Source organism: Sphingomonas sp. Leaf339 (assembly GCF_001426195.1).
Taxonomy (GTDB): Bacteria; Pseudomonadota; Alphaproteobacteria; order Sphingomonadales; family Sphingomonadaceae; genus Sphingomonas.
Genome location: NZ_LMRS01000045.1, coordinates 246459 through 269297, shown reverse-complemented (window position 1 = coordinate 269297; position 22839 = coordinate 246459). Strand labels below are relative to the sequence as shown.

General features: G+C 65.2%; 20 protein-coding genes and 1 riboswitch. Of the genes, 10 read left to right on the top strand and 10 right to left on the bottom strand.

The window, feature by feature from the left end; translation table 11 throughout:
- The first annotated feature begins 34 nt into the window (after positions 1-34).
- Complete coding sequence (locus ASG67_RS15415) at positions 35-1642, top strand: phospholipase D-like domain-containing protein (RefSeq protein WP_056531899.1); 1608 nt, start codon at positions 35-37, stop codon at positions 1640-1642.
- Positions 1643-1742: 100 nt separating this feature from the next.
- On the opposite strand, the gene ASG67_RS15410 is transcribed toward ASG67_RS15415, so the two are convergent.
- The gene (locus tag ASG67_RS15410) at positions 1743-2030 is read right to left on the bottom strand and encodes a hypothetical protein (protein WP_056531897.1); all 288 of its coding nucleotides are present in this window, start codon (positions 2028-2030) and stop codon (positions 1743-1745) included.
- A 410-nt stretch (positions 2031-2440) separates the two neighbouring features.
- Here ASG67_RS15410 and ASG67_RS15405 point away from each other — a divergent pair, with 410 nt between their 5' ends.
- Complete coding sequence (locus tag ASG67_RS15405; RefSeq protein WP_056531895.1) at positions 2441-3472, top strand: cupin-like domain-containing protein; 1032 nt, start codon at positions 2441-2443, stop codon at positions 3470-3472.
- A gap of 12 nt (positions 3473-3484) precedes the next feature.
- Here ASG67_RS15405 and ASG67_RS15400 read toward each other — a convergent pair whose 3' ends face one another.
- Positions 3485-4792 (bottom strand): SLC13 family permease, encoded by a 1308-nt coding sequence (locus ASG67_RS15400; protein WP_056531893.1) that lies wholly within the window; start codon positions 4790-4792, stop codon positions 3485-3487.
- A gap of 233 nt (positions 4793-5025) precedes the next feature.
- On the opposite strand from ASG67_RS15400, the gene ASG67_RS15395 reads away from it, so the two are divergent.
- The gene (locus tag ASG67_RS15395) at positions 5026-5742 is read left to right on the top strand and encodes a hypothetical protein (protein WP_056531891.1); all 717 of its coding nucleotides are present in this window, start codon (positions 5026-5028) and stop codon (positions 5740-5742) included.
- A 74-nt stretch (positions 5743-5816) separates the two neighbouring features.
- Here the strand turns inward: ASG67_RS15395 and ASG67_RS15390 are convergent, their stop codons facing one another.
- From ASG67_RS15390 to ASG67_RS19605, 3 genes are all read right to left on the bottom strand, one after another.
- A complete protein-coding gene (locus ASG67_RS15390) occupies positions 5817-6854 on the bottom strand; it encodes a methionine synthase (protein ID WP_056531889.1) in 1038 nt (345 codons plus the stop codon).
- A gap of 26 nt (positions 6855-6880) precedes the next feature.
- Positions 6881-7864 (bottom strand): putative oxygenase MesX, encoded by a 984-nt coding sequence (locus ASG67_RS15385; RefSeq protein ID WP_056531887.1) that lies wholly within the window; start codon positions 7862-7864, stop codon positions 6881-6883.
- A gap of 125 nt (positions 7865-7989) precedes the next feature.
- Positions 7990-8213: riboswitch (cobalamin riboswitch) on the bottom strand.
- 41 nt (positions 8214-8254) lie between these two features.
- On the bottom strand, positions 8255-8380 hold the full coding sequence (locus tag ASG67_RS19605; protein WP_235535243.1) for a LysR family transcriptional regulator: 126 nt from the start codon (positions 8378-8380) through the stop codon (positions 8255-8257).
- 379 nt (positions 8381-8759) lie between these two features.
- Between ASG67_RS19605 and paoC the strand changes: the two genes are divergently transcribed.
- Both paoC and uxuA read left to right on the top strand, forming a co-directional pair.
- Positions 8760-10970 carry an aldehyde oxidoreductase molybdenum-binding subunit PaoC gene (gene paoC / locus ASG67_RS15375; RefSeq protein WP_056531883.1) on the top strand — a complete coding sequence of 737 codons (2211 nt, stop codon included), beginning with the start codon at positions 8760-8762 and terminating at the stop codon, positions 10968-10970.
- A gap of 359 nt (positions 10971-11329) precedes the next feature.
- The gene (gene uxuA / locus ASG67_RS15370) at positions 11330-12538 is read left to right on the top strand and encodes a mannonate dehydratase (RefSeq protein WP_235535242.1); all 1209 of its coding nucleotides are present in this window, start codon (positions 11330-11332) and stop codon (positions 12536-12538) included.
- A 10-nt stretch (positions 12539-12548) separates the two neighbouring features.
- Here uxuA and ASG67_RS15365 read toward each other — a convergent pair whose 3' ends face one another.
- From ASG67_RS15365 to ASG67_RS15355, 3 genes are all read right to left on the bottom strand, one after another.
- Positions 12549-13100 carry a DNA-3-methyladenine glycosylase gene (locus ASG67_RS15365; protein WP_056531881.1) on the bottom strand — a complete coding sequence of 184 codons (552 nt, stop codon included), beginning with the start codon at positions 13098-13100 and terminating at the stop codon, positions 12549-12551.
- A gap of 171 nt (positions 13101-13271) precedes the next feature.
- A complete protein-coding gene (gene galK / locus ASG67_RS15360; RefSeq protein ID WP_156460852.1) occupies positions 13272-14435 on the bottom strand; it encodes a galactokinase in 1164 nt (387 codons plus the stop codon).
- The gene (locus tag ASG67_RS15355; protein WP_056531879.1) at positions 14432-15460 is read right to left on the bottom strand and encodes a UDP-glucose--hexose-1-phosphate uridylyltransferase; all 1029 of its coding nucleotides are present in this window, start codon (positions 15458-15460) and stop codon (positions 14432-14434) included. Before ASG67_RS15355 ends, galK begins: the two co-directional genes overlap by 4 nt.
- 88 nt (positions 15461-15548) lie before the next feature.
- Between ASG67_RS15355 and ASG67_RS15350 the strand changes: the two genes are divergently transcribed.
- Positions 15549-16544 carry an aldo/keto reductase gene (locus tag ASG67_RS15350; protein WP_056531877.1) on the top strand — a complete coding sequence of 332 codons (996 nt, stop codon included), beginning with the start codon at positions 15549-15551 and terminating at the stop codon, positions 16542-16544.
- A gap of 31 nt (positions 16545-16575) precedes the next feature.
- On the opposite strand, the gene ASG67_RS15345 is transcribed toward ASG67_RS15350, so the two are convergent.
- Positions 16576-17811 carry an ROK family transcriptional regulator gene (locus ASG67_RS15345; RefSeq protein WP_056531875.1) on the bottom strand — a complete coding sequence of 412 codons (1236 nt, stop codon included), beginning with the start codon at positions 17809-17811 and terminating at the stop codon, positions 16576-16578.
- 191 nt (positions 17812-18002) lie between these two features.
- Between ASG67_RS15345 and ASG67_RS15340 the strand changes: the two genes are divergently transcribed.
- Both ASG67_RS15340 and ASG67_RS15335 read left to right on the top strand, forming a co-directional pair.
- Positions 18003-19286 (top strand): sugar MFS transporter, encoded by a 1284-nt coding sequence (locus ASG67_RS15340; protein ID WP_056531993.1) that lies wholly within the window; start codon positions 18003-18005, stop codon positions 19284-19286.
- Between the two features lies 1 nt (position 19287).
- Entirely contained in the window at positions 19288-20190 is a 903-nt protein-coding gene (locus tag ASG67_RS15335) for an ROK family protein (RefSeq protein ID WP_056531873.1), read from the top strand.
- 62 nt (positions 20191-20252) lie between these two features.
- Here ASG67_RS15335 and ASG67_RS15330 read toward each other — a convergent pair whose 3' ends face one another.
- A complete protein-coding gene (locus ASG67_RS15330) occupies positions 20253-21011 on the bottom strand; it encodes an N-formylglutamate amidohydrolase (protein WP_056531871.1) in 759 nt (252 codons plus the stop codon).
- Between the two features lie 16 nt (positions 21012-21027).
- Between ASG67_RS15330 and ASG67_RS15325 the strand changes: the two genes are divergently transcribed.
- Both ASG67_RS15325 and ASG67_RS15320 read left to right on the top strand, forming a co-directional pair.
- Positions 21028-21969: a transglutaminase family protein gene (locus ASG67_RS15325; protein ID WP_056531869.1), complete on the top strand. Its 942-nt coding sequence runs from the start codon at positions 21028-21030 to the stop codon at positions 21967-21969.
- Entirely contained in the window at positions 21969-22784 is an 816-nt protein-coding gene (locus ASG67_RS15320; RefSeq protein ID WP_056531867.1) for a transglutaminase-like domain-containing protein, read from the top strand. The genes ASG67_RS15325 and ASG67_RS15320 overlap by 1 nt, the downstream gene beginning before the upstream one ends.
- Positions 22785-22839 lie beyond the last annotated feature (55 nt).

Genomic DNA, 22839 nt, shown 5'->3' with positions numbered 1-22839 from the left:
TGGCGAGAGGTGACGGGGCTGCGAGGGTGCGATCATGAACAAAGACGAACCACTGTTGAAACTGGGCTATAATTGCTCGCGCATCGAACGCGCGGCGCGAGCCGCCGTCATCATCGATGCCGATGACTATTTCAAAGCCGCACGCGCGGCGATGTTGAAGGCCAAGACACAGATCATTCTGGTCGGCTGGGATTTTGACGCTCGTATCCGCTTTGGCGGGGACGTCGACGATGGTGGTCCCGACCGGGTCGGCAGCTTCGTCAGCTGGCTGGTCCGGCGCACGCCGGGGCTGCAGGTTCACATCCTCCGCTGGGACACCGGCGCGATCAAGACGTTGTTCCACGCGCAGACCTTGCTGCGGCTGGTGCGCTGGATCAGGGATCCGCAGATTCATCTGCGTCTTGACGGACATCATCCGCCTGCCGGCTCGCATCATCAGAAAGTGGTCGTGATCGACGACGACGTCGCTTTCTGTGGCGGCATCGACATGACGGTCGATCGCTGGGACACGCGTGACCACGCGGACGACGAACCGCGCAGGCTGGAGCCGGATGGAACCGCCTATGGACCATGGCACGATGCCACGACGATGTTGCAAGGGCCTGTGGCCAAGTCACTCGGTGACATGTGTCGTCAACGGTGGGAGGTATCGGGCGGGCCTGCGATCGAACCGGTGAAGGATGGGGCCGAGTGCTGGCCCGAGCATGTGACCCCGGATTTCACCGACGTCGAGGTCGGCATCGCGCTGACCGTGCCTGAAATGGCCGACCAGGAGCCGCGTCACGAGATTGAGGCGCTCTATGTCGATCTGATCGCTCGAACGAAGCGCCTTTTCTATGCGGAGAGCCAGTATTTCGCATCACGCCGGGTTGCGGAGGCAATCGGCAAGCGGCTCGTCGAGCCCAATGGCCCGGAATTCGTCATCGTCCATCCAACCACCGCCGAGGGCTGGCTGGAACCGATTGCAATGGACTCAGCGCGCGCCAGACTGGTCGAGGCGCTGCGCGAGCAGGACCCGCATGGCCGCCTTCGCCTCTATCATCCTTTCACCAAGGGCGGGGTGCCGATCTACGTCCATGCCAAGGTAACGGTGATCGATGACGAGGTGCTGCGCGTCGGCTCGTCGAACTTCAACAATCGCTCACTCAGACTCGACACCGAATGCGACGTCGTGATCGATGCCGCGCACCCCGACAATGCCGATGAACGCGCCACTATCGCCGGCATCCGCAACTCGCTTCTGGCGGAGCATCTGGATACGACTTCGGAAACGATCGCGGCGATGATCGAGGAGACTGGGTCGATCATCACCACCATCGAGCGCCTACGCGGTGAGGGCCGTTCGCTGCGTCCGTACGAGGTGCCCGATCTCGACGCGGTGCGTACCTGGTTGGCGGACAACAAGATACTTGATCCGGAAGGCCCGAAAGAGATGTTCGAGGCGCTGTCAGCACGCAAACCACTGCTCGGTCGCCTGCGACCGCATCTGCATCGCAGCGATGGAAGCATCTCACCGAAAAGTGCCACTGCCATCGGTATAGCGGCAATTGTGGCGACGATTGCGGTCGGAACCGCTGTTCTGAATCGGCGAGGGTCAGGACGTCGCCCTGTGCTGGATAACGATCAGTCTTGCGATGATTGACTTGAAAAGCCGGTTGGCCGGGCGTCAGCCTGCCGTAGGGGTCACTTCAGGGCGCTGAAGTGAGGGCGCCGCCCGGCCCACGGGACCGGGCGGCAGAACATCATCGAACGGCGGCAGCTTCGTTAGCCACGATATCCGCCTTCTGCTCGTTCGACATCGCCTGAGCGTTCAGATCGGCTGCATCGATGGCGTCTGCTCGCTGCTCGCCGACTTCACGCGTACGGTCAGCGCGATCCTCGAGGTTATCGGCCATCGCCTCCAACTGGTCGGCCCGGTTGTCGGCACGGTCCTCGACCCGCTCAGCCAGCTTGTCGTCCCCATTTCCACCGCAGGCGGCCAGTGGCGCAGCCATGATGGCAAGCAATGCCGTGGCGAGGATCGGCTTCATAAATTTTTCCTATGGTTTGTTGATCGAGCTTGGCCGAACCCGGCCGCCGGACTTTGGTTCCGATCTGGCCATTTAAGTCGTGCGCTTCCCTGTCTCCGTCACACCCGACCGATACAGGGTCGTCAGACAAAGGGTGCTAGAGCGGATCGACATTCAGGATATCGAAGGGGGTGGACGCCGATCTATCGGGTTCCGCGGTGCGTCGCCGGTTCGGTCGATGGTGCCATGCCGGAGCCCGGTAACAGGCAGTGTCCGGCGCGGCGCGGATCAGGGGGGCTTCCCCCGGAGGATCGATCTTTCCTTGACATTGGACCGGCGCATCGTTCGATAAACGATGGCATCGTTTATCGCGTTCGCATCACCCGGTATCGGCGGCGGCCCTGGCGTCTGCGGGGAAGGTCGGGTCGGCTATGACTGACACCCGTCAGGACATCCTCAGCGGCCTGCCGCGCGTCCGCCAGGTCGTCATCGACGACGCGGCGACGCTCGATCGCACGCTGCGCGAGGCGAGCGAGCCGTTTGTCGTTCGCGGGCTCGTCGCCGACTGGCCGGTCGTGCGCGCAGGCAGGCAATCGGCGCGCGCGGCGCGTGACTATATCGCGCGCCACGCCCGGCCGGTGCCCTTCGCCGTGTCGGTCGCCGATCCGCGGAGCGGCGGTCGGCTGTTCTACGACGACGCCGCGGGGATGAATTTCCAGACGGCGCAGGCAAGATTGTCCGACGTCTTCGCGCGGATCGACGCCGACGAGGGCATTCCGAACACGCCGCCGATCTACCTCGCGTCGATCAACATGCAGGAGTTCTTCACCGGGCTGCACGAGGCGAACCATGTCGATCTGGGCGACCGCGTGCCCCTTGCCAGCATCTGGATGGGAACGCGGACGCGGATCGCGGCGCACAACGACGTGGCCGACAACCTTGCCTGCGTGGCGGTCGGCGAGCGTCGGTTCACGCTCTTCCCGCGCGATCAGTTCCGCAACCTCTATCTCGGCCCGGTCGACACGACGCCGGCCGGGCGCGCGATCAGCATGGTCGATTTCCACGACCCCGACTTCGCGACCTATCCACGGTTCCGGCAAGCGCTCGATCATGCGCAGGTCGCCGAGCTCGGCGCGGGCGATGCGCTCTACATCCCGACGATGTGGTGGCATCATGTCGAGGGGCTGGCGGACTTCAACGTCCTGGTGAACTATTGGTGGCGCGACAGCCCCCGCTGGCTCGGCCGACCGGAGGATGCGCTCAGCCATGCGATGCTCGCGATCCGCGACCTGCCCGATGAGGAAAAGCGGCACTGGCGCGACATGTTCGAACATTATGTATTCGTCGCCGGCCCCGAGGTCACGGCGCATATCCCGCGGACAACACGGGGCGTCCTGGCGCCGCTCACCGCGGAAAGCGCGGGCCGCATCCGGGCCTTACTGGCGAGAGCGTTCGGACGCTGAAGAAGACTCGATCTAAAAAGGGAAAAAGAAGCGGATCGCCGTCACCGCCACGGCGCAGGTAAGAAGATTAAGCGGCAGGCCAATGCGAACAAAGTCCATATAGCGATAACCGGCCATCTGGTAGACAATGACATTCGTCTGATAGCCGAACGGCGTCGCGAACGCCGCGCTGGCGGCCATCATCACCGCGACCAGGAAGGGCCGCGGGCTGACCGATAGACTGTCTGCTAGCGCCACGGCAATTGGCGTCACCAGTACAGCGACAGTGGCATTCGACAGGAGTTCGGTCAGAACCATCGTGACCAAATAGAGCGCCACCAGCGCGATCAGCGGATCAAGCCCATGGACGCTTGAAATCAGCGTCTCGGAGATGCCCGCGGCCAAGCCGCTTTCCTCCATGGCGATGCCGATCACCACCATACCGGCGATCAGCACCAGGATTTCGGGTTTTAGGCCGTGATACGCCTCGTCCGCGCTGATGACCCGCAGCAGGATGAGGAGCACCGCACCGGCAAAAGCGGTGGCAGCAATCGGCGCGACGCCCGTGGTGGCCAGCGCGATGGCGCCCCCGAATACCGCCAAGGCGGCGACCGCCTTGCGCGGCTGAAGCGGGCGATGCTCGGCGAACACCTCCGCGTTGCCGATCGATGCGCTGGCGATGCGGGTCGGATCGACCGGCGCCGATCCGCCTTCTGGCAGTTCATCCGCATGGCGGCCTAGCAGGCGGTTGCTGAAGAGAAAAAGATAGAGCCCCCCGACGATCGCCATCGGCAGGCCGACTGGAGTCACCTCGAAGATGCCGAAGCGCGGCTGACCGGCCACGCTGGCCATGTCGTCGACCAGAAGGTTCGTCGATGTGCCGATCAATGTGCAGCAGCCGGTCAATATCGTGACGTACGACAGCGGGATGAGGTAGCGTTTCGGGCTTTGACCTAGCGCAGTCGCGACATCGCGGACCACCGGTGCGCCAAGCACGACGATCGGCGTCGAGTTCAAAAAGCAGGACACGCCGCCAATCATCGACAGCAGCAGCCAGACGCCCGCCGTACCGAGCCGGCGGCACATGGCGACGGCGCGCTCGATCGCACGGTCGAGAAGCCCGGACAGCTCGAGCGCGTAGGCAATGACGAAAAGGGATGCGAGCGCGACGATGGCCGGGCTGGCGAAGGCACCCTGCATCGCAACTGGCCGGACGACGCCCGTCATCAACAGGACGGCGGCGCCGGCGAGCGCGACCACATCGGCGCGCACCTTGTCCCAAACAAGCGCCGCGACGACCGCGACGAGGACGGCGAGCGTCAGTATCTGGTCGAACGGCATGATGCTCCTGAGTCGGACGTGGCAGGCGCTGTGTCAACGTGCCGGCAAGCGTATTGGGGAGTGGAGCGGCCGCTCATTTCCGCTATCGTGCGCCTATGCGCGAACCCAGCCCTCGTTCCAGTCGTCTTGCCATCGGTGGTGGTCTGGCCGTGGTAATCGCGGTGGGTACGGCAGGCTTCTTACTCGGCCGGGAAAGTACATCGCCGCCTGCGCCCGTCGCCATTGCAACTCCTGTGACGCCTGGCCCAACCCCTTCTCCGCAGCCGACCGAGACATCGGCGACAACGCTCGGTCGCGCCGACCTCCTGAAGCTGGCGAATGCCGCGGCAGACGCGTTTGCGGCTGGCCAACCGGCGCCGGCCGAGCTGACCTCCGCCGCAGGACGGCAGTTCGATTTGGTCCTGCCGTTCGGCTGCTCCGGCCCGAACGATCCCGCCGCGACGGCGATGGGATGGCAGTATGATGCGAACACGGGGACACTACGCGTATCGGCAACGCCGGTGACATGGAGCGGGGCGGATTGGCACGTCCGCCAGGGCGACGAGGCATCGACCGCGACCGGGTTCTGGATCAACCGCCCCTGGTCGAGCAGCGAGCGCTGTCCGGCTCGCGTCGGCGAGGCCGCGCCTAGCGGAACCGCGTCGGTGACGCTGCCGGGCCAGACCCTGGCGATCGCGACGTTCGGCGTGCAGGGAGCGCTCAGCCGAGCAGATCGTGCCTTCGAAACAGTGCAGCGTGTACCCCGGTTCGACGGATCACAGGGACTCAGAATGCGTATCACCGGTCGGCTCGATCGCGCCGATGCTGGTTCTCCGGTACACTGCTTCCAGCCCGCCGGTATCGAACAGCATCCGATCTGCGCGATCGCGGCAACGATCGAAGAGGTCAGAATGGAGCTGCCCGAGACAGGAGCGACACTCGCGACGTGGACGATCGATCGCGCGGGTTGAGCCGCAGCCAGAAATCAACCTGTACCCGCTCTGATTAATTTTTGCGGCGTGATGACCCATTTCCAGCCATTGCGTCAGCAATGGTCATCGAGGATCTCTCGTCGAACGATTTCGGCGCCAGCACTCAGCGCCTTTAGCTTGCCCCATGCGACATCGCGCGACAGCGGCGCCATGCCGCAGTTGGTGGCAGGGTAGAGCTTGTCAGCGTCGACGAAGCGCAATGCTTTACGCAGCGTGTCGGCAACCTGCTCCGGCGTCTCGACGGTGTCGATCGCGACGTCGATGGCACCGACCATCACCTTCTTGCCGCGGACCAGTTCGATGAGATCCATCGGTACACGCGAGTTCTGACATTCGAGCGAGATGATATCGATCGTCGACTTCTGGAGGTTGGGGAAGGTTTCCTCATACTGCCGCCATTCGGAGCCGAGCGTCTTCTTCCAGTCGGTGTTCGCTTTGATGCCATAGCCATAGCAGATGTGGACGGCGGTTTCGGCCTTCAGCCCTTCGGCCGCACGCTCCAATGCGGCGATGCCCCAGTCGTTCGCCTCGTCGAAGAAGACGTTGAACGCGGGCTCATCGAACTGGATGATGTCGACGCCGACCGCTTCCAGTTCCCGTGCTTCCTCGTTGAGGATGCGGGCGAACTCCCAGGCCAGCTTCTCCCGGCTTCGATAATGCGCGTCGTACAGGGTATCGATCATCGTTATCGGACCCGGCAGGGTCCACTTGATCGGCTGGTCGGTCTGGGCGCGCAGGAAACGGGCGTCGTCGACGAACACCGACCTCGGTCGGGATACCGCCCCGACGACCGTCGGCACGCTGGCGTCATAGCGATTGCGGATGCGCATCGTCTGGCGCTTCTCGAAATCGACACCGTCGAGATGTTCGATGAACGTCGTGACGAAATGCTGGCGCGTCTGTTCCCCGTCGCCCAGGATGTCGATGCCCGCCTGCCGCTGATCGTCGACCGCGAGGCGCAGCGCGTCTTGCTTGCCGGCGATCAGTTCCCCGCCCTGCAGCTTCCACGGCGACCACAGGGTTTCGGGCTGGGCTAGCCAGGATGGCTTGGGCAGGCTGCCCGCGGTCGTCGTCGGCAACAATGTCTTCATGGGAAATACCTAAATATGCTTGGAGATCAGAGGCCGCAGGTCGCGGACCAGTGCTGAAGCGCGGCACGGTGCGGCTTGATAAAATGCTCTTCGGCGAATTTGCCCTGATCGGCGGCGAGCCGGCTGCGCTCCTCGCGATCATAGACGATGCGGGTCAGTGAATAGTCCTGGTACTTCAGGCTTGGCTGATAATGCTCTGCCGCCACGGAGTTCGCGTTGTAGATCTCAGGCCGATAGATCTTCTGGAAGGTCTCCATCGTGGCGATGGTGCTGGCGAGTTCAAGGTTGGTATAATCGCTGACCAGATCGCCGATGTGGTAGAAGGCGAATGGCGCGACGCTGTGCGGCGGCATGAAATAGCGCACCTTCATGCCCATCTTCGCGAAATACTGGTCGGTTGGTGAGAACTTGTCGTTCCTGTACTCAACGCCAAGGATCGGATGGATGTTGGCGATCCGGTGATAGACCTCATTGCTCGATACGCTCAGGCAGATGACCGGGGGTTTGCGAAAATTGGCGCGGTAAGCGCTAGAACCCAGGAAGTGCTTGAAGAGATTGCCGTGCAGGTCGCCAAAGCCCTCCGGTGCGCCGCCACCCCCGGCCTTGCGGTGATCGGGCAGGACAACGCTGAAGTCGTAGTCGCGCACATAGGATGAGAAGTTGTTGCCGATCATGCCATCGGACCGCTCGCCGCTATTCCTGTCGATGACGGTGGTGTGCAGGATCTCGATCAGCGGGAACGCTTCGTCGTCTGCGTCGTCACCGAGCGTGAGAGCGGCCGAGACAATCCTCAACTCCAGCGTATAGCGATCACCCCGGGAATTGTCCCAGTGCATCAACGCGTTGAAACGATGGTCGATCATCACCAGTGTGTTGCGCAGATTTTCCCTGCGGCTTTCTCCGCGCGCCAGATTGGCGAAGTTGGTGGTGAAGCGCGTGTTGTCAGCCGGCCGATAATCCTCGTCGAACGGGATATTGCTGATCGAAAATGTGAACCCGCTATTCGTCATGACCCACCCAGGCGTTGCGGGCGGAGGGCCAGGCGAAAGCACGCAAGGCGCGGACAGGCCCGAACGGCGTCAAGCCACAGACCGTCGCATCAAGCGCGATCCACCGGAGGAACCCCCGTCCGAGGAACGTTATACCGTCGATAGGCAGGTCTCCTGGCTTACGGGTCAATGCGGCGGCTCCGGCCTTCCCAGGCTCCTTGCGGGAACCCAGTGACACAAAATGGAACCGCCGCTCGCCGCTTACAGTTGCGGGGGCAGCGCCGGACTCTGCCCCGAAGAGCACCACCGGCTTCCCGTCTTAGCCCCATCGCCATGCCTGGGATGAGGAACCTCGACATCGCCGTTCAACACCATCAGTCCGGCGCTGTCAACGGTGATATAAAGATATCCTTATATATTTATATCATTGCATGGACTCGTCATGATACCACCCGCCCAATCCGGCATCTTGACCAAGCGGACGCCGGCGCGATCCTCGAAACTCTTCAGTGCATGACTGACCGCGGAAGCGGACACGCCAAGCTCGAAACCAGCCAGATGGAAATGACGATACCGCGCGATCGCTAGAAAAAAGCCAGATCAGTCAGGTTTGTACGGTTGATAGGCATCGGATGATGCTGAACTGCATTCATGGCTTCATCAAGCAACGTTCAGGTAACCGACGCCGCCTGAAAGCGTTCAACGATCATGACCAGCGCCACCACCGCTGCGGTATTGTCGCTCATGGGTGAAACGGCCAAGGCTGCTAAACCTGTAACGACTGTGACGACGTACAAGGTCGCCATGGCGGTGAGTGAAACGTCCTACGCGCTGACGCACGGCCGACCGACGACGATGCATTCAAGATCCCACTCGCGACGCGTACCCTCGCGGCAGTGATTGCAGAGGTGAAGCCATGATTTTCGACACACCAGCAGGCGCCAATCCCACCGATCGGATGAAGGTGCTCGGCAAGCCACTCGATCGTTACGAGGGGCATCTGAAAACCACCGGCACGGCGACCTATGCCTATGAATGGCAGGATGTCGCGCCCGGTTTTGCCTATGGCTACATCGTGGGCGCCGCGATCGCCAAGGGCCGGATCACGACGATCGATACGCACGATGCCGAACGCGCGCCCGGCGTGGTCGGGGTCGTCACATACCTCAATGCTGGCACACCCGGGGTCGGCAAGTTCTACGTCCAGAAGATGCTCGCCGCGCCGGACGTCGACCATTATCATCAGCCGGTCGCGGTCGTCGTTGCGGAAACCTTTGAACAGGCTCGCGCGGCTGCGGCGCTGGTGCGGATCGACTACCAACGCACCACCGGGCGTTTCGATCTGGCAGCGCAGAACGCCAGCGCGCCGGTCCCGCCGGAGGGCGAGTTTGGCGGCCCCAACGAAAAGCAGGTCGGCGACTTTGCCAAGGCGTTCGCCGCCGCGCCGGTCAAGGTCGATGAGACATATACGGTACCCGACCAGGCTCATGCGATGATGGAGCCGCATGCTTCGATCGCGAAATGGGATGGTGACCGCGTGACGTGCTGGACGTCGATCCAGCAGATGAACTGGGGGACGCGCGACCTCGGGCTGATCCTGGGTATCCCGAAGCAGAACGTCCACCTGATCTCACCTTACATCGGCGGCGGCTTTGGCGGGAAGGGGACCGTGCAGATCGACTTGGCGCTGGCGGCGATCGCCGCGCGGGTGGTGAAGCGCCCGGTGAAGATCGCGCTGCAGCGTCCGATCATGTTCAACACCACGATCCACCGGCCAAAGACGATCCAGCGCGTGAGACTCGGGGCAGGCCATGACGGCCGGCTGACCGCGATCGGTCATGACAGCCTGTCGGGTAATCTGGTTGGTGGGCGGACAGAGCCGACCGTCACCTCGACACGGACGCTGTATGCTGGCGCGAACCGGTTGACGCGGATGCGGCTGGCGAAGCTCGACCTGGCCGAGGGCAATGCGATGCGCGCGCCGGGCGAAGCGCCGGGGCTCATGGCGCTGGAGGTCGCGATGGACGAGTTGGCGGAAAAGCTGAAGATGGACCCCATCGAGCTTCGCGTCGTGAATGACACGCAGGTCGATCCCGAAAATCCCGACAAGCCGTTCTCGACCCGAGCGTTCGTCCGTTGCCTGCGGGAGGGCGCGGAACGCTTCGGCTGGGACAAGCGCCAGAGCAAGCGCGGTGCGGTCCGCGAAGGACAATGGCTGATCGGCATGGGGATGGCGGGCGCGATCCGCGGCGGCAAGATCGCCAAGGCCGGCGCGCGGGCGCGGCTGGATCGGCGCGGCGTGGTGACGATCGAGACCGACATGACGGATATCGGCACCGGCAGCTACACCGTCATCCAACAGACCGCGGCCGAGATGATGGGCGTCACGCCCGACCGCATCGTCGTCAAGCTCGGCGATTCCACTTTTCCGGAAACACCGGGATCGGGTGGTCAGCAGGGCGCGCCGTCAGTGACGGCGGGCGTCTATGCGGCATGCATGAAGCTGCGCGAAACCGTGGCCCAGCGGCTTGGCTTCAACACCGCTGACGTCGATTTCGCTGATGGGCAGGTCCGCAGCGGCAATCGTTCGGTAAAGCTGGCCGATGCGGCCAGGGACGGCGAGATCTTGGTCGAGGACCTGATGGAGTTCGCCAAGCTCGCCGATCAGTTCCAGCAGCAGACCTTCGGGGCGCATTTCGCAGAGGTCGCGGTCGACGCCTATACCGGCGAGGTCCGGGTGCGCCGCATGCTCGCGGTCTGCGCAGCGGGCCGGATCCTCAATGCAAAGACCGCGCGCAGCCAGGTGATCGGCGGGATGGTGATGGGCGTCGGCGCGGCGCTGATGGAGGACATGGTGATCGACAAACGCTTCGGCTTCTTCGTGAACCACGATCTGGCCGGTTACGAAGTGCCGGTGCATGCCGACATCCCGCATCTCGACGCCTTCTTCATCGACGAGGTAGATCCGACGATTTCGCCGGTAAAGGCCAAAGGCGTCGGTGAACTAGGTCTGACCGGGGTCGCGCCTGCGGTCGCCAACGCGATCTACAACGCGACCGGCGTGCGAGTGCGCGAGTATCCGATCACGCTCGAAAAGCATCTCGACGGGCTGCCGTCGATCGCATGACCAGCGGTATGATCGAGGGGCGCTCATATTTGTTCGATCTTCGCGATCCAGTTATCAGCCGCCACGACAGATAGCCGAAGCGCATACACGCTGCTGCATCGATCAGGGCGGACCTCTTTTCCGCGCGCCGTTCAGATCATATCTGAGCGTTGAGCCGCCTGTCGCTCCGACCATTTTCATTCTTTCTTCCGGCCCAAACCGGGCGGCGTCCGAAAAATCGGCGACGCTGGCCTTGCCAGCCGCGCGCCCCGAATCCATCACGGTCGGGCGATGCGCGGTCCGCGTGTGGGGATCGCCACGGCGCGCGGCGGGTTTGACCGATGCCGCGTGCGGATCGGTACAGCGAAACGGGGGAGTGGATGGTGCCTGCAACGGCGATGGGCGGGGCGATGCCCGGCATGATGGAACAGACGATGCGCTGGTTCGGTCCGCGTGATCCGGTCAGCCTGGCGGATATCCGTCAAGCCGGTTGCACCGGCGTCGTCACCGCCCTGCACGAGGTGCCGAACGGCGCGGTCTGGACGGTCGAGGCGATCGCCGCGCGTCAGGCCGAGATCGCGGCGGCGGGCATGGTGTGGTCGGTGGTCGAGAGCCTGCCGGTGCATGAGACGATCAAGGCGCAAGGCCCCGGTTGGGAAGCACTGGTCGATGCGTATCGGCAGAGCCTGGCCAATCTGGCCGCCTGTGGCTTGCGGATCGTCACCTATAATTTCATGCCGGTGCTGGACTGGACGCGCACCGACCTCGCCTATGAATTGCCGGATGGTGCGCGGGCGCTGCGGTTCGAAATGGCGGCGCTGGCGGCGTACGACCTCCACATCCTGAAGCGGCCGGACGCCGCGCGCGATTACGACACCGCGACGATCGAGGCGGCGGCGGCGCGTTTCGTGGCGATGGATGAGGCGGCGCGGGTGGCGCTGGAACGGACGGTGGCCGCCGGCCTGCCGGGCAGCGAGGAGAGTTTCACCGGCGATGCGCTGTTGCAGGCGATCGGCGCCTATGCCGGGATCGACGCCGACCGGCTGCGCGCGAACCATGTCGCCTTTCTGCGCGCGATCTGCCCGGAGGCGGACCGGCTGGGCATCCGGCTGGTGGTGCATCCCGACGATCCGCCATTTCCGCTGTTCGGCCTGCCCCGCGTGGTGAGTACCGAGGCCGATCTGGCGGCGCTGTTCGTGGCGGTGCCCAATCCGTCGAACGGTCTGTGCCTGTGTACCGGATCGCTGGGGGTGCGGCCCGACAACGACCTGCCCGGCATGGCGCGGCGGCTGGGCGGTCGCGTCCATTTCGTTCACCTGCGCAACACACGCAGCATCGCCGACGGCGAATTCCACGAATCGGAGCATCTGTCGGGATCGGTGGATATGTATGCGGTGGTCGCGGCGCTGCACGACGTGGCCCGCGCAGACGGACGGCGCATCGCGATGCGGCCGGATCATGGCCACCAGATGCTCGACGACCTGCGCAAGGTGACGAACCCCGGTTATTCGGCGATCGGCCGGCTGCGCGGGCTGGCGGAGCTGCGGGGGCTGGAGCTGGGCATCGCGCGGAGTGTCGCGGGGGCTTGAGTGGGCGACGTTAGCGGAAAGGGCGACTTAGGAAGCGGGAGCCGGCGAGGCCGAAGCGCCAGGGTTCGGCAGCGGCCTTGGTGATGCCGATGCGGGGGCCGTTCAGGAGGGCCGGGTCCTCGACGCGGGGTGTGAGGGCAAAGGGTGGGGTATCGAGGGCCGCGCCGTTCAGGACGTCGGTAACGTCCAGCGCCGCACAGAGCCGGCCCGGTCCGGCGCAGAACAGCCGTGGATCGGTCATGCCGCGCCGCGTGGCCATCGTCTGGATGCCATCGGTCGGCTCCAGCGCGCGGATGAGCACCGCGGCGCCCGGCTCCTCACCGCCGACGATGTTCAGGCACCAGTGCAGGCCGTAGCTGCGATAGACATAGGCGTGGCCGGATGGCCCGAACATCGCCGCGTTGCGCCGTCCCGGCCCGGCGAAGCTGTGCGATGCGGCGTCGCCGGCATGATACGCCTCCGTCTCGACGATGAAACCGCCGACGCCGTCGACCGTCAGGTGACAGCTGATCAGGGCGCGGGCGAGGTCGAGGACGGCACGGGTGTAGAAGTCGGGGGGCATCTTGGTCAGATAAGGGTGCGCGCGGATTGGGGAAACGATCGCGTCGCTACAAGCGCCGTTCCCCGGCGGAGGCCGGGGTCCAGTTGGGTGAACGTTTGGGATAGCTTACGATGGCCTTCCCAACTGGACCCCGGCCTTCGCCGGGGAACAGCGGCGGTCAAAGCCCAGATATTACCCCGCCACCGGCCCGGCACCCGCTACGGCGTGCGCCACCATGATGTCCGGCGCGTCGCCGGCCGGCGTGCGATAGCGTTCGCGGATGCCGGCCGTGACCGCCTCGACACCGTCGACCGGCATCAGCGCGACGACCGCACCGCCGAAGCCGCCGCCGGTCATGCGGGCGCCGCCCTGACCGTCGCACAGCGTCGCGATCAGGTCGTGTGCGGTGGCGGCTAGTTCGTCGACCTTGGGCACCGTCACCTGGAAATCGTCGCGCATCGAGGCGTGGCTTTCGGCCATCAGCTTGCCCATCTCGCGCAGGTCGTCGCCGGCCAGCGCTTCACCGGCCAGCAGCACACGGTCGTTCTCGGTCACGACGTGGCGGGCGCGGGCCAGCGTGTCGCCGGTCAGCGCCGGGTTGTCGAGCATCGCCACGGTGGCATCGCGCAGCTTGGCAACACCGAGCAGCCGCGCGGCTTCCTCGCACTCGGCGCGGCGGCGGTTGTAATGCCCCTCGACCAGCCCGCGCACGACGCCGGAATGGATGATGACGATCGCGGTGCCGGCGGGGATCGGGATCGCCCGCGTCTCCAGCGATCGGCAATCGATCAGCAGCGCGGCGTCGGCGACGCTGGCGGCGGAGGCGAGCTGGTCCATCACGCCGCACTTCATGCCGACGAAGTCGTTCTCGGCGGTCTGCGCCTGCACCGCGATCTTGGTCGCGTCCGGCGTTTCGCCCAGCACCGCCAGCATCGCATGGCCGACCGCGACCTCAAGCGAGGCCGACGACGACAGGCCGGCGCCGCGCGGGATATCGCCGACGATCGCCAGATCGGCGCCCTTCAGCGTGCGGCCTTCCTTGATGAGCGTCGCAATCATCGCGCGGACATAATCGCGCCAACCACCCTCGGCGGCGTGTTCGACCGGGCGCGAAAGGTCGAACGCGTCGATCTCGTTGCCGAATTCGCAGGCGACGACGCGGACGGTGGTGTCCGGGCGGGCGCGCCATGCGATCCGCGTCTCGACGGGGATCGCGCAGGGCAGGACGAAGCCGTCGTTATAGTCGGTATGCTCGCCGATGATGTTCACGCGGCCGGGGGCGCGGACGATGCCGTCGGGCTTGCCGTCGAACGTCGCGGCGAAACCGTCGAGCAGGCGGGTATTCAGATCGGTCACGCTGTTGTCTCCAGAAAGGGGCTGGCCGCGCGCAGGCGCTGGGCGGCCTGTTCGGGCGTCAGGTCGCGCTGGGGCTCGCCCAGCATCTCGAAGCCGACCATGAACTTGCGCACCGTCGCCGAGCGAAGGAGCGGCGGAAAGACGTGCGCGTGCAGGCGCCAGCCATCGGTGTTCGCGGTGCCGTGCGGCGCGCCGTGCCAGCCGAACGAATAGGGGAAGCTGGTCGAAAACAGATTGTCATACCGCGCCATCAACCGGCCGAGCAGTTGCGCCAGCGCATCGCGGGCGGCGTCCGACAGATCCTCCATGCGGACGACGGGATCGCGGGCGATGATGAGCGTTTCGAACGGCCATGCCGCCCACCATGGCACGATCGCCAGCCAATGCTCGTTCGCCTCGACCTCGCGCTCGCCACCCGCCTCGCGTTCGGCGACGGCATCGAGCAGCACGGTGCCGTGTTCGGCCAGCCACGCCCGCTGCGCGTCATCCTCGCGTTCGACATGTGCGGGGACGAAATCGCCGGCCCAGACCTGCCCGTGCGGATGCGGCGACGAACAGCCCATCATCGCGCCCTTGTTCTCGAACAGCTGCACATGCGCCCAGCGTTGGCCCAGCTCTGCGGACTGGCTCGCCCAGGTATCGACGATCACGCGGCGTTCCGCATCGGTCAGTTGCGGCAGCGAGCGGGAGTGATCGGGGGAGAAGCAGATCACCCGCGCCTCGCCGCTCGCTTCCTGCGCCGGGAACAGCGGATCACTGGGCGGGGCGGGGGTGTCGGGCCGCATCGCCGCGAAATCATTGGGGAAGACGAAGGTGCCGGTATAGTCCGGGTTGCGCTCGCCGCTGGTGCGGACATTGCCGGGGCAGAGATAGCAGTTCGGGTCGTGGCGGGGGCCCGGCGGGGGCGCCGGCGGTGCCTCTTCGCCCTGCCATGGCCGCTTGGCGCGATGGGGCGATACGAGCACCCATTCGCCGGTCAGCAGGTTGCGCCGCCGGTGCGGATGTTCGGACGCGTCAAATATCATACAAAACCTCTCCGCAGGCTTACTACGCGTTGACCGCGCGGCCTGCAATTCCTAGCCGTCACTCAAAATCCGACAGAAGGAACCGAGGATGCCCTATCAGCCCGACGCGACGCGCTACGACGACCGGATGCCCTATCGACGGTGTGGGCGCAGCGGGCTGGACCTGCCGGCGATCTCGCTGGGCCTGTGGCAGAATTTCGGCGGGCAGGACGTGTTCGAGACGGGCCGCGCGCTGCTCCGCCGCGCGTTCGATCGCGGCGTGACGCATTTCGATCTCGCGAACAATTACGGCCCGCCCTATGGGTCGGCGGAGGAGAATTTCGGCCGCTGGATGGCGCAGGACTTCGCCCCCTATCGCGATGAACTCATCATCTCGTCCAAGGCCGGGTACGACATGTGGCCGGGGCCATATGGCGGCCCGTCGGGCAGCCGCAAATATGTGATCGCCAGCGCCGAGCAAAGCCTGAAGCGCATGGGCCTGGACTATGTCGACATCTTTTATTCGCACCGGATGGATGCGACGACACCGTTGGAGGAAACCTGCGGCGCGCTGGCGCAACTGCATCGGCAGGGCAAGGCGCTGTATGTCGGCGTGTCAAACTACACGCCCGAGGCGACCGCGCGCGTGGCGGAAATCCTGGCCGAGGAGCGCATTCCGCTGCTGATCCATCAACCGCGCTATTCGATGCTGGAGCGCACTATCGAGGGCGGTCTGCTCGATACGCTGGAGAAGGTCGGCGCGGGGTGCATCGTGTTCTCGCCGCTGGCGCAAGGGTTGCTGACGAACAAATATCTCGGCGACGGCGCCCCGGCGGCGGGCACGCGGCTGGCCAAGGCGCGGACGTTGACGCCGGATCGGCTGACCGACGAGCTGCGCGAACGACTGCGCGGGCTGGATGCGATCGCGACTGCGCGGGGGCAGAGCCTGGCGCAGATGGCGGTCGCTTGGGTGCTGCGCGATGCCCGCGTCACCTCTGCCCTGATCGGCGCGCGGACGCTCGAACAGCTCGACCAGTTGCTCGACGCGACGCAGGCGCCGCCGCTGACAGCCGAGGAGCTGACGAAGATCGAGGCGCTGATCTGAGAGCTGAAGGTCGGGAGACGGGCGGGGCGGGTTATCGTCCCGCCTGGATCAGGATCGAATCCGACGGCAACAGGTGGTCGAGGAACGGCAGGATCGCCGCGCCGATCGCCGGCGCATCCTGGGCCATGACGGCGGGCATCACGTGCGCACGGGCGGGCAGTTTCAGCACGCGCAGCGCGTCGGACAGGGCGGCGGACAGCCGCTCGATCAACGGCACCGGCAGCCGCCCGCCGATCAGCACCGCATCGGGGTTCAGCAGGCAGTTGATCGCCACCATCGGTGGCATCAGCGACCGGACCGCATCGAGGAGCCAGCGATCGACCACGTCGCCGGCCGTGCCCGTCGCCGCGGCGAGATCGGCGACCGCCGGCACGTCGCAATCGGCATCCTCCAGCCGGGCAAGCAGCGCGGAGACGGAGACGGTGTCCTGAATCGTCGCGCCCTTCGTCCCGGCGGTGGCATCGGGCATCAGGCCGATCTCGCCCGACCGCGCGGTTGCGCCACGATGATAGCTGCGGTCGATCACCACGCCGCCGCCCAGCCCGGCACTGATGAGCAGGTAGAAGAAGCTAGGATTGTCGAAGGCGGAACCATATTCGGCCTCGCCCAGCGCGGCCGATGCCGCATCGTTGTCGCAATGGATCGGCCAGACCAGCGTATCGCCGAGCAGCGTTGACAGATTGGTGTCGTTCCACGCCTCGTATCCCGCCGGCTGGTGGGGCAGGGCGATCGCGCCCAGTTCGTCGGGGATCGCGACGCCGACGCCCAGCACACGGGCACGGTCGATGCCGCCCGCGGCGATCGCCGCATCCAGTTCGTCCTGAACGAACGCCACCACATCCTGCGGCAGGGCGAAGGCGATCTCGCGCGTCACGCGGCTGCGCACCGCGCCCGCCAGATCGAGTGTCACCAGCGTCAGGTGATCGCGATCGATGTTCAGGCCGATGCCGAACGCGCCGTCCGGCTCGACCTCCAGTTGCAGTGCGGGCTGGCCACGACCGCCCTGTTTGCGGCCGCTGATCCTGACCAGCCCCATATCGACCAGCCGGCCGGTGATGTTGGCGATGGTCGGCGCGGTCAGGCCGGTCATCCGGGCGATCTCGACCCGCGTCGTCGACCGTTTCAGCCGGATCGCCTGCAGGACGGTGCGCAGATTATAGTCGCCGGCGCGTTCCAGGTTGGTGCCTGACAGGCTGCGTGACAGGCGCGCTTCCCGGCTATCGGCGCTCAGCGGATCGTATGAACCCGATTCGATCCTGCTCAACATTACCGCTCGACGCTCCCTGGACTAGTAAAAAGCCGGATTGCGCTGACAACCGGATACAGTGGCTTGACCAATTATTCGCGGATTGTCAGACAAGGTCAACCAATGAACAAATAATTCAAATTGACTTTTTAACCGTGAACCGGCCTGTAGGATACCAATCCGGCACCACCGGAATGGGGGAGGATACGCAATTGACATCGACATCGGCAAGTACCGAGGCGGGCGACGGCGGCAGGGGGCAACTCGCCTTTTCCTATGTCACCGCACTGTTCTTCATCTGGGGGGCGGTGACGTCGGTCAACGACGTATTGGTGCCGGCGGTCAAATCGATCTTCGCGCTGACCGATACCCAGGCATTCCTGACGCAGTTCGCGTTCTTCCTGGCGTATGGCATCGTGTCGTTGCCGGCGGCGGCGGTGGTCGCGCGGCTGGGCGCGTCGCGGTCGATCACCGCTGCGCTGGTGGTGATGGTCGTCGGTTGCGTGTTGATGCCGCTGGCCACCAGCCTGCGCGCATATTCACTGGTATTGCTGGCGCTGTTCGTGATCGCGAGCGGCATCACGTTGCTGCAGGTGTCGGCCAATCCGCTGTCGGCGGTACTGGGTACGCCTGAACGGTCGCATTTCCGCCTGGTCCTGAGCCAGGCATTCAACTCGGTCGGCACCGTCGTCGGCCCGTTTCTTGCCGCCCACACGCTGCTGCGCGGTGGATTGTTCGACGGTGGCCCCGTCACCGATGCCAAGATCGTCGAATCGCTGGGCAAGATCGACATCGCCTATGCGGTGATCGCGGCAATCATCGTCGTGCTCGCCATCCTGCTGTATCGCGCCCGCCATCTGATCGACGCGGCCGCACCGCAAGTCGCGGGCGGCAGCGTGCTGGCGGCGTTCGGGTCGCGCTGGGCCTTGCTCGGCGCCGGCGCGATCTTCCTGTATGTCGGGGCAGAGGTGTCGATCGGTACCGCGATGGTCAATTACCTCGAACAGCCGAACATCCTGGCGGTCACCGCGGTCGAGGCGGGCAGCCTCGTCAGCCTGTACTGGCTGGGGGCGCTGATCGGCCGGTTCGCCGGCACCGCGTTGCTCGCGAGGATTCCGGCCGGGCGCCTGCTGACCATCGTGGCGACGGGGGCGGCGCTGTTGTGCCTGATCCTGACGCAGTTGAGCGGATCGGTCGCCGGTCTGCTCGCGCTGTCGATCGGGTTGTTTAACGCGATCATGTTCCCGGTGATCTTCACGCTGACGCTGGAACGATCGAGCGCGCCGGCACCGGCGACGTCGGGCCTGCTGGTCATGGCGATCGTCGGCGGCGCGGTCGTGCCGCTCGCCTATGCGGCGGTGGCGGACGCGACGACGCGGTCGACGGCGTTCGTGGTGCCGATGGTCTGTTACGTCATCATCGCCGTCTTCGCGCTGGCGGCGGCGAAGGCGCGCGTGGTGATGGCCGACGCGGTCCGGCCGGGGGCGGCGCACTGAAATGATCCAGATCGGTATCGATTTCGGCGGCACCAAGATCGAGGCGGCGGCGCTCGACGCGTCCGGCCGTTTCCTGTCGCGCGTTCGCACCCCCAATCCCGGCGATTACGACCAGGCGCTGCGCGACCTGCGCGATTTGGTCGCCAAGGTGGAGGCAGAGGCCGGCGCCGCCGGTACCGTCGGCATCGGCATGCCCGGATCGATCAGCCCGCGTGACGGCCTGATGCGCAACGCCAACGCCACGTTCCTGAACGGCCGTTCCTTTCGTGAGGATGTCGAGGTCGTGATGGGTCGTGAGGTCCGCACCGCCAACGACGCCAATTGCCTTGCCCTGTCGGAAGCGGTCGATGGCGCTGCGGCGGGTGCGAAATCGGCGTTCGCGGTGATCGTCGGCACAGGTGTCGGCGGTGGACTGGTCGTCGATGGCCAGATCGTCGAGGGCGCGAACGGCATGGGCGGCGAATGGGGCCATGTGCCGCTGCCATGGATGACGGCGGACGAATTTCCGGGGCCGGCGTGCTGGTGCGGGCTGCATGGCTGCCTTGATATGTTCGTATCCGGCACCGGTTTTCAGGCCGATCATGCCCGCCGCACCGGCCATACGCTGGATGGCCCGGCGATCGTGCAGGCGGCGCGGCGCGGCGATGTCGGCGCGGTCGCCACGCTCGACGCCTATGTCGACCGGCTGGGACGTTCGATGGCGATGATCGCCAATATCGTTGACCCCGACGTGTTCGTGCTAGGCGGCGGCATGTCGAACGTCGAGGAAATCTATGACCGGCTGCCTGCCGTCATCAACGCCTATGCGTTTGGCCGCAACTGGAAGGGCCGGATCGTGCCGGCGCGCTGGGGCGATTCATCGGGCGTGCGTGGCGCTGCGCGGCTGTGGCCGCTGACGGTCTGATCCATGCCGGTGCTGCGAGCGTAGCGGCCTTCGCTCTGCTCGCAACACCGACCGATTAGCCGCTAATCCGCCAGCAACGCCGCGACCCGATCCGCCCATTCGGCGATGCCGGCGGGCGTGGCGAGCAGGTCCTGCCTGATCTCCAGTTCCAGATAGGGGCGATCGGGATAGGCGTGGCGGGGGATGGTGTAATCGATGCTGTCCATCCGGTACGGCTCGTTGTCGCCGACCGTCAGGTCCGCCATCGCCTGCAACCGCTGAAGCGAACGGTGGGCGAGGCTCAGGTTACCGCGATCGTGCAGCACGCCGATCTGCCATGGCCGCGCGAAGCCGCGCATGGTGGGCGTGAAGCTGTGCAGTGACACCAGTTCGGTCACCATGCCCGCCGCATCGCGCCGCGCCAGTTCGGCCGCGATTGTTGCTTGATAGGGGGCGTGGATCGCCGCAACCCGCGCGGCGCGGTCATCGGCGTCGAGGGCGGCGTTGCCCGGCAAAACGGTGCCGTCGCTCACCGGCGGCATCGCGTCGACGGCGCCGGGATCGCGGTTGCAGTCGATCACCAGCCGCGAATAGGTTTGCCGGATGAACGTGGCGTCGAGCATCGCCGCCAGCGCCTCGCCCAGCCCGGCGATGCCGATGTCCCAGCCGATATGCCGGCCAAGATCGTCATCCGACAACCCGAGCGATCGGAGCGCATCCGGAACGATATTGCCGGCATGGTCGCCGATAAGTAGGAACCGTGACGCACCGGAAGGGTTAATCACCTGAACCGGTGGGGGATCGTCCGGCGTCAGCAGCGGTCCGTTCGGTGAATCACGCATTGGACCTGTCCTTTCCATGCCATTCCTGAACCTGTCCCATGTCACCACGTACACCTATCGTCACCCCGTATCGTTCGGCGAACATCGGATCATGGTGCGTCCGCGCGAGAGTTTCGATCAGCACCTGCTCGATGCCGCGCTGCTGATCTCACCCGAACCCAGCGAGGTGCGCTGGTTGCAGGACGTGTTCGGCAATTCGGTGGCGATCGCCACGTTCGACCGGCGCGCGAAGGAGCTGATCTTCGACAGCCGGGTGCGTGTGCTGCACAGCCCCGCCGAATTGCAGGAGGTGCATATCGAGGAATATGCCCGCTCCTATCCGTTCACCTATTCGTCCGAGGAGATGCCCGATCTCCTCCGGTCGATCGAACGCCAGCACCACGATCCGCAGCGCCAGATCGACGGCTGGGCGCGGCGTTTCGTCAACGCGCATGGCCCCACCGATACGCTGGGCATGCTGGCCGACATGACCGCCGCGATCCGGCGCGAGTTCACCTACGTCCCACGCCCCGAAAAGGGGACGCAGAGCCCGATCGAGACGCTGTCGCGGATGAAAGGCACGTGCCGCGATTATGCGATGTTCATGATCGAGGCGGTGCGCGCGCTGGGCTTCGCGGCACGCTTCGTGTCGGGATATGTCTATAGCCCCACGATCGGCGAGCATCGCACCGGCGGCGGCAACACGCATGCCTGGGTCCGTGTCTATCTGCCCGGCTCCGGCTGGGTGGAGTTCGATCCTACCAACGGCATCGTCGGCAACACCGGCCTGATCCGCGTCGCCATCGCGCGCGACATCTATCAGGCGGTGCCGGTGTCGGGGACTTGGGCCGGTTTCCCGGGTAGTTTCCTCGACATGACGGTCAGCGTCGATGCGCATGTCGATGCCGCCGCGACCGCCGCCCACACACTTATTGCGAATCCCGATGCCGCTGCATCGGACATGAGGAGAACAGGCTGATGCTGATCCGTGCCGGCTATGATATCAGCTTCAACTGCGACAAACCGACCCCGATGCTCGCGCTCCTCAGCGTGCATCCGTCGCGCAACAAGGACTTACGGACGCCGCATCGCATCACCGCGTCGCCCGAAATCCCGATGTACAATTATGTCGATTCGTTCGGGAATATCTGCACCCGTCTGACGGTGCCGGCCGGCGGCGTCACCCTGTCGTGCGACTTCACGATCGAGGATGACGGCCAGCCCGATCCCGCCTCGCCCGATGCGGTCCAGCATGCGATCGAGGATCTGCCCGATGAGGTCCTCGTCTATCTGCTGGGCAGCCGGTATTGCGAGACCGACCGGTTGTCGGAGACGGCATGGTCGCTGTTCGGCCATGTCCCCGCCGGCTGGGAACGGGTGCGCAAGATCGTCGAGTTCACGCACAACCATGTCGAATTCGGCTATCACCACGCCCGTTCGACGAAGACCGCTTGGGACGCGCATCAGGAACAGCAGGGCGTGTGCCGCGACTTCGCGCACCTGGCGATCACGCTGTGCCGTTGCATGAACATCCCGGCCCGGTATTGCACCGGTTATCTGGGCGATATCGGCGTGCCGATCTCGGATGCGCCGATGGATTTCTCCGCCTGGTTCGACGTGTATCTCGGCGGCGGCTGGCATACGTTCGATGCACGCCACAACCACGCACGTATCGGTCGCATCCTGATGGCGCGGGGCCGCGACGCCACCGACACCGCCTTGACGACGGCCTTCGGCCCCGCCGAACTGGTGCGCTTCGATGTCCACACCGACGAGATAACGCCCACCACCTGACGCGAAACGCATGGACGACGGGCGTCGCCCTGCGTAGGTTTCCCCTGAATAATCA

Excerpts from the sequence above, each read along its gene's own strand:
- ASG67_RS15415 (WP_056531899.1), top strand. The coding sequence starts at position 35 with ATGAACAAAGACGAACCACTGTTGAAACTGGGCTATAATTGCTCGCGC.
- ASG67_RS15410 (WP_056531897.1), bottom strand. The coding sequence starts at position 2,030 with ATGAAGCCGATCCTCGCCACGGCATTGCTTGCCATCATGGCTGCGCCA.
- ASG67_RS15405 (WP_056531895.1), top strand. The coding sequence starts at position 2,441 with ATGACTGACACCCGTCAGGACATCCTCAGCGGCCTGCCGCGCGTCCGC.
- ASG67_RS15400 (WP_056531893.1), bottom strand. The coding sequence starts at position 4,792 with ATGCCGTTCGACCAGATACTGACGCTCGCCGTCCTCGTCGCGGTCGTC.
- ASG67_RS15390 (WP_056531889.1), bottom strand. The coding sequence starts at position 6,854 with ATGAAGACATTGTTGCCGACGACGACCGCGGGCAGCCTGCCCAAGCCA.
- ASG67_RS15385 (WP_056531887.1), bottom strand. The coding sequence starts at position 7,864 with ATGACGAATAGCGGGTTCACATTTTCGATCAGCAATATCCCGTTCGAC.
- paoC (WP_056531883.1), top strand. The coding sequence starts at position 8,760 with ATGATTTTCGACACACCAGCAGGCGCCAATCCCACCGATCGGATGAAG.
- uxuA (WP_235535242.1), top strand. The coding sequence starts at position 11,330 with ATGGTGCCTGCAACGGCGATGGGCGGGGCGATGCCCGGCATGATGGAA.
- ASG67_RS15365 (WP_056531881.1), bottom strand. The coding sequence starts at position 13,100 with ATGCCCCCCGACTTCTACACCCGTGCCGTCCTCGACCTCGCCCGCGCC.
- ASG67_RS15355 (WP_056531879.1), bottom strand. The coding sequence starts at position 15,460 with ATGATATTTGACGCGTCCGAACATCCGCACCGGCGGCGCAACCTGCTG.
- ASG67_RS15350 (WP_056531877.1), top strand. The coding sequence starts at position 15,549 with ATGCCCTATCAGCCCGACGCGACGCGCTACGACGACCGGATGCCCTAT.
- ASG67_RS15345 (WP_056531875.1), bottom strand. The coding sequence starts at position 17,811 with ATGTTGAGCAGGATCGAATCGGGTTCATACGATCCGCTGAGCGCCGAT.
- ASG67_RS15335 (WP_056531873.1), top strand. The coding sequence starts at position 19,288 with ATGATCCAGATCGGTATCGATTTCGGCGGCACCAAGATCGAGGCGGCG.
- ASG67_RS15330 (WP_056531871.1), bottom strand. The coding sequence starts at position 21,011 with ATGCGTGATTCACCGAACGGACCGCTGCTGACGCCGGACGATCCCCCA.
- ASG67_RS15325 (WP_056531869.1), top strand. The coding sequence starts at position 21,028 with ATGCCATTCCTGAACCTGTCCCATGTCACCACGTACACCTATCGTCAC.
- ASG67_RS15320 (WP_056531867.1), top strand. The coding sequence starts at position 21,969 with ATGCTGATCCGTGCCGGCTATGATATCAGCTTCAACTGCGACAAACCG.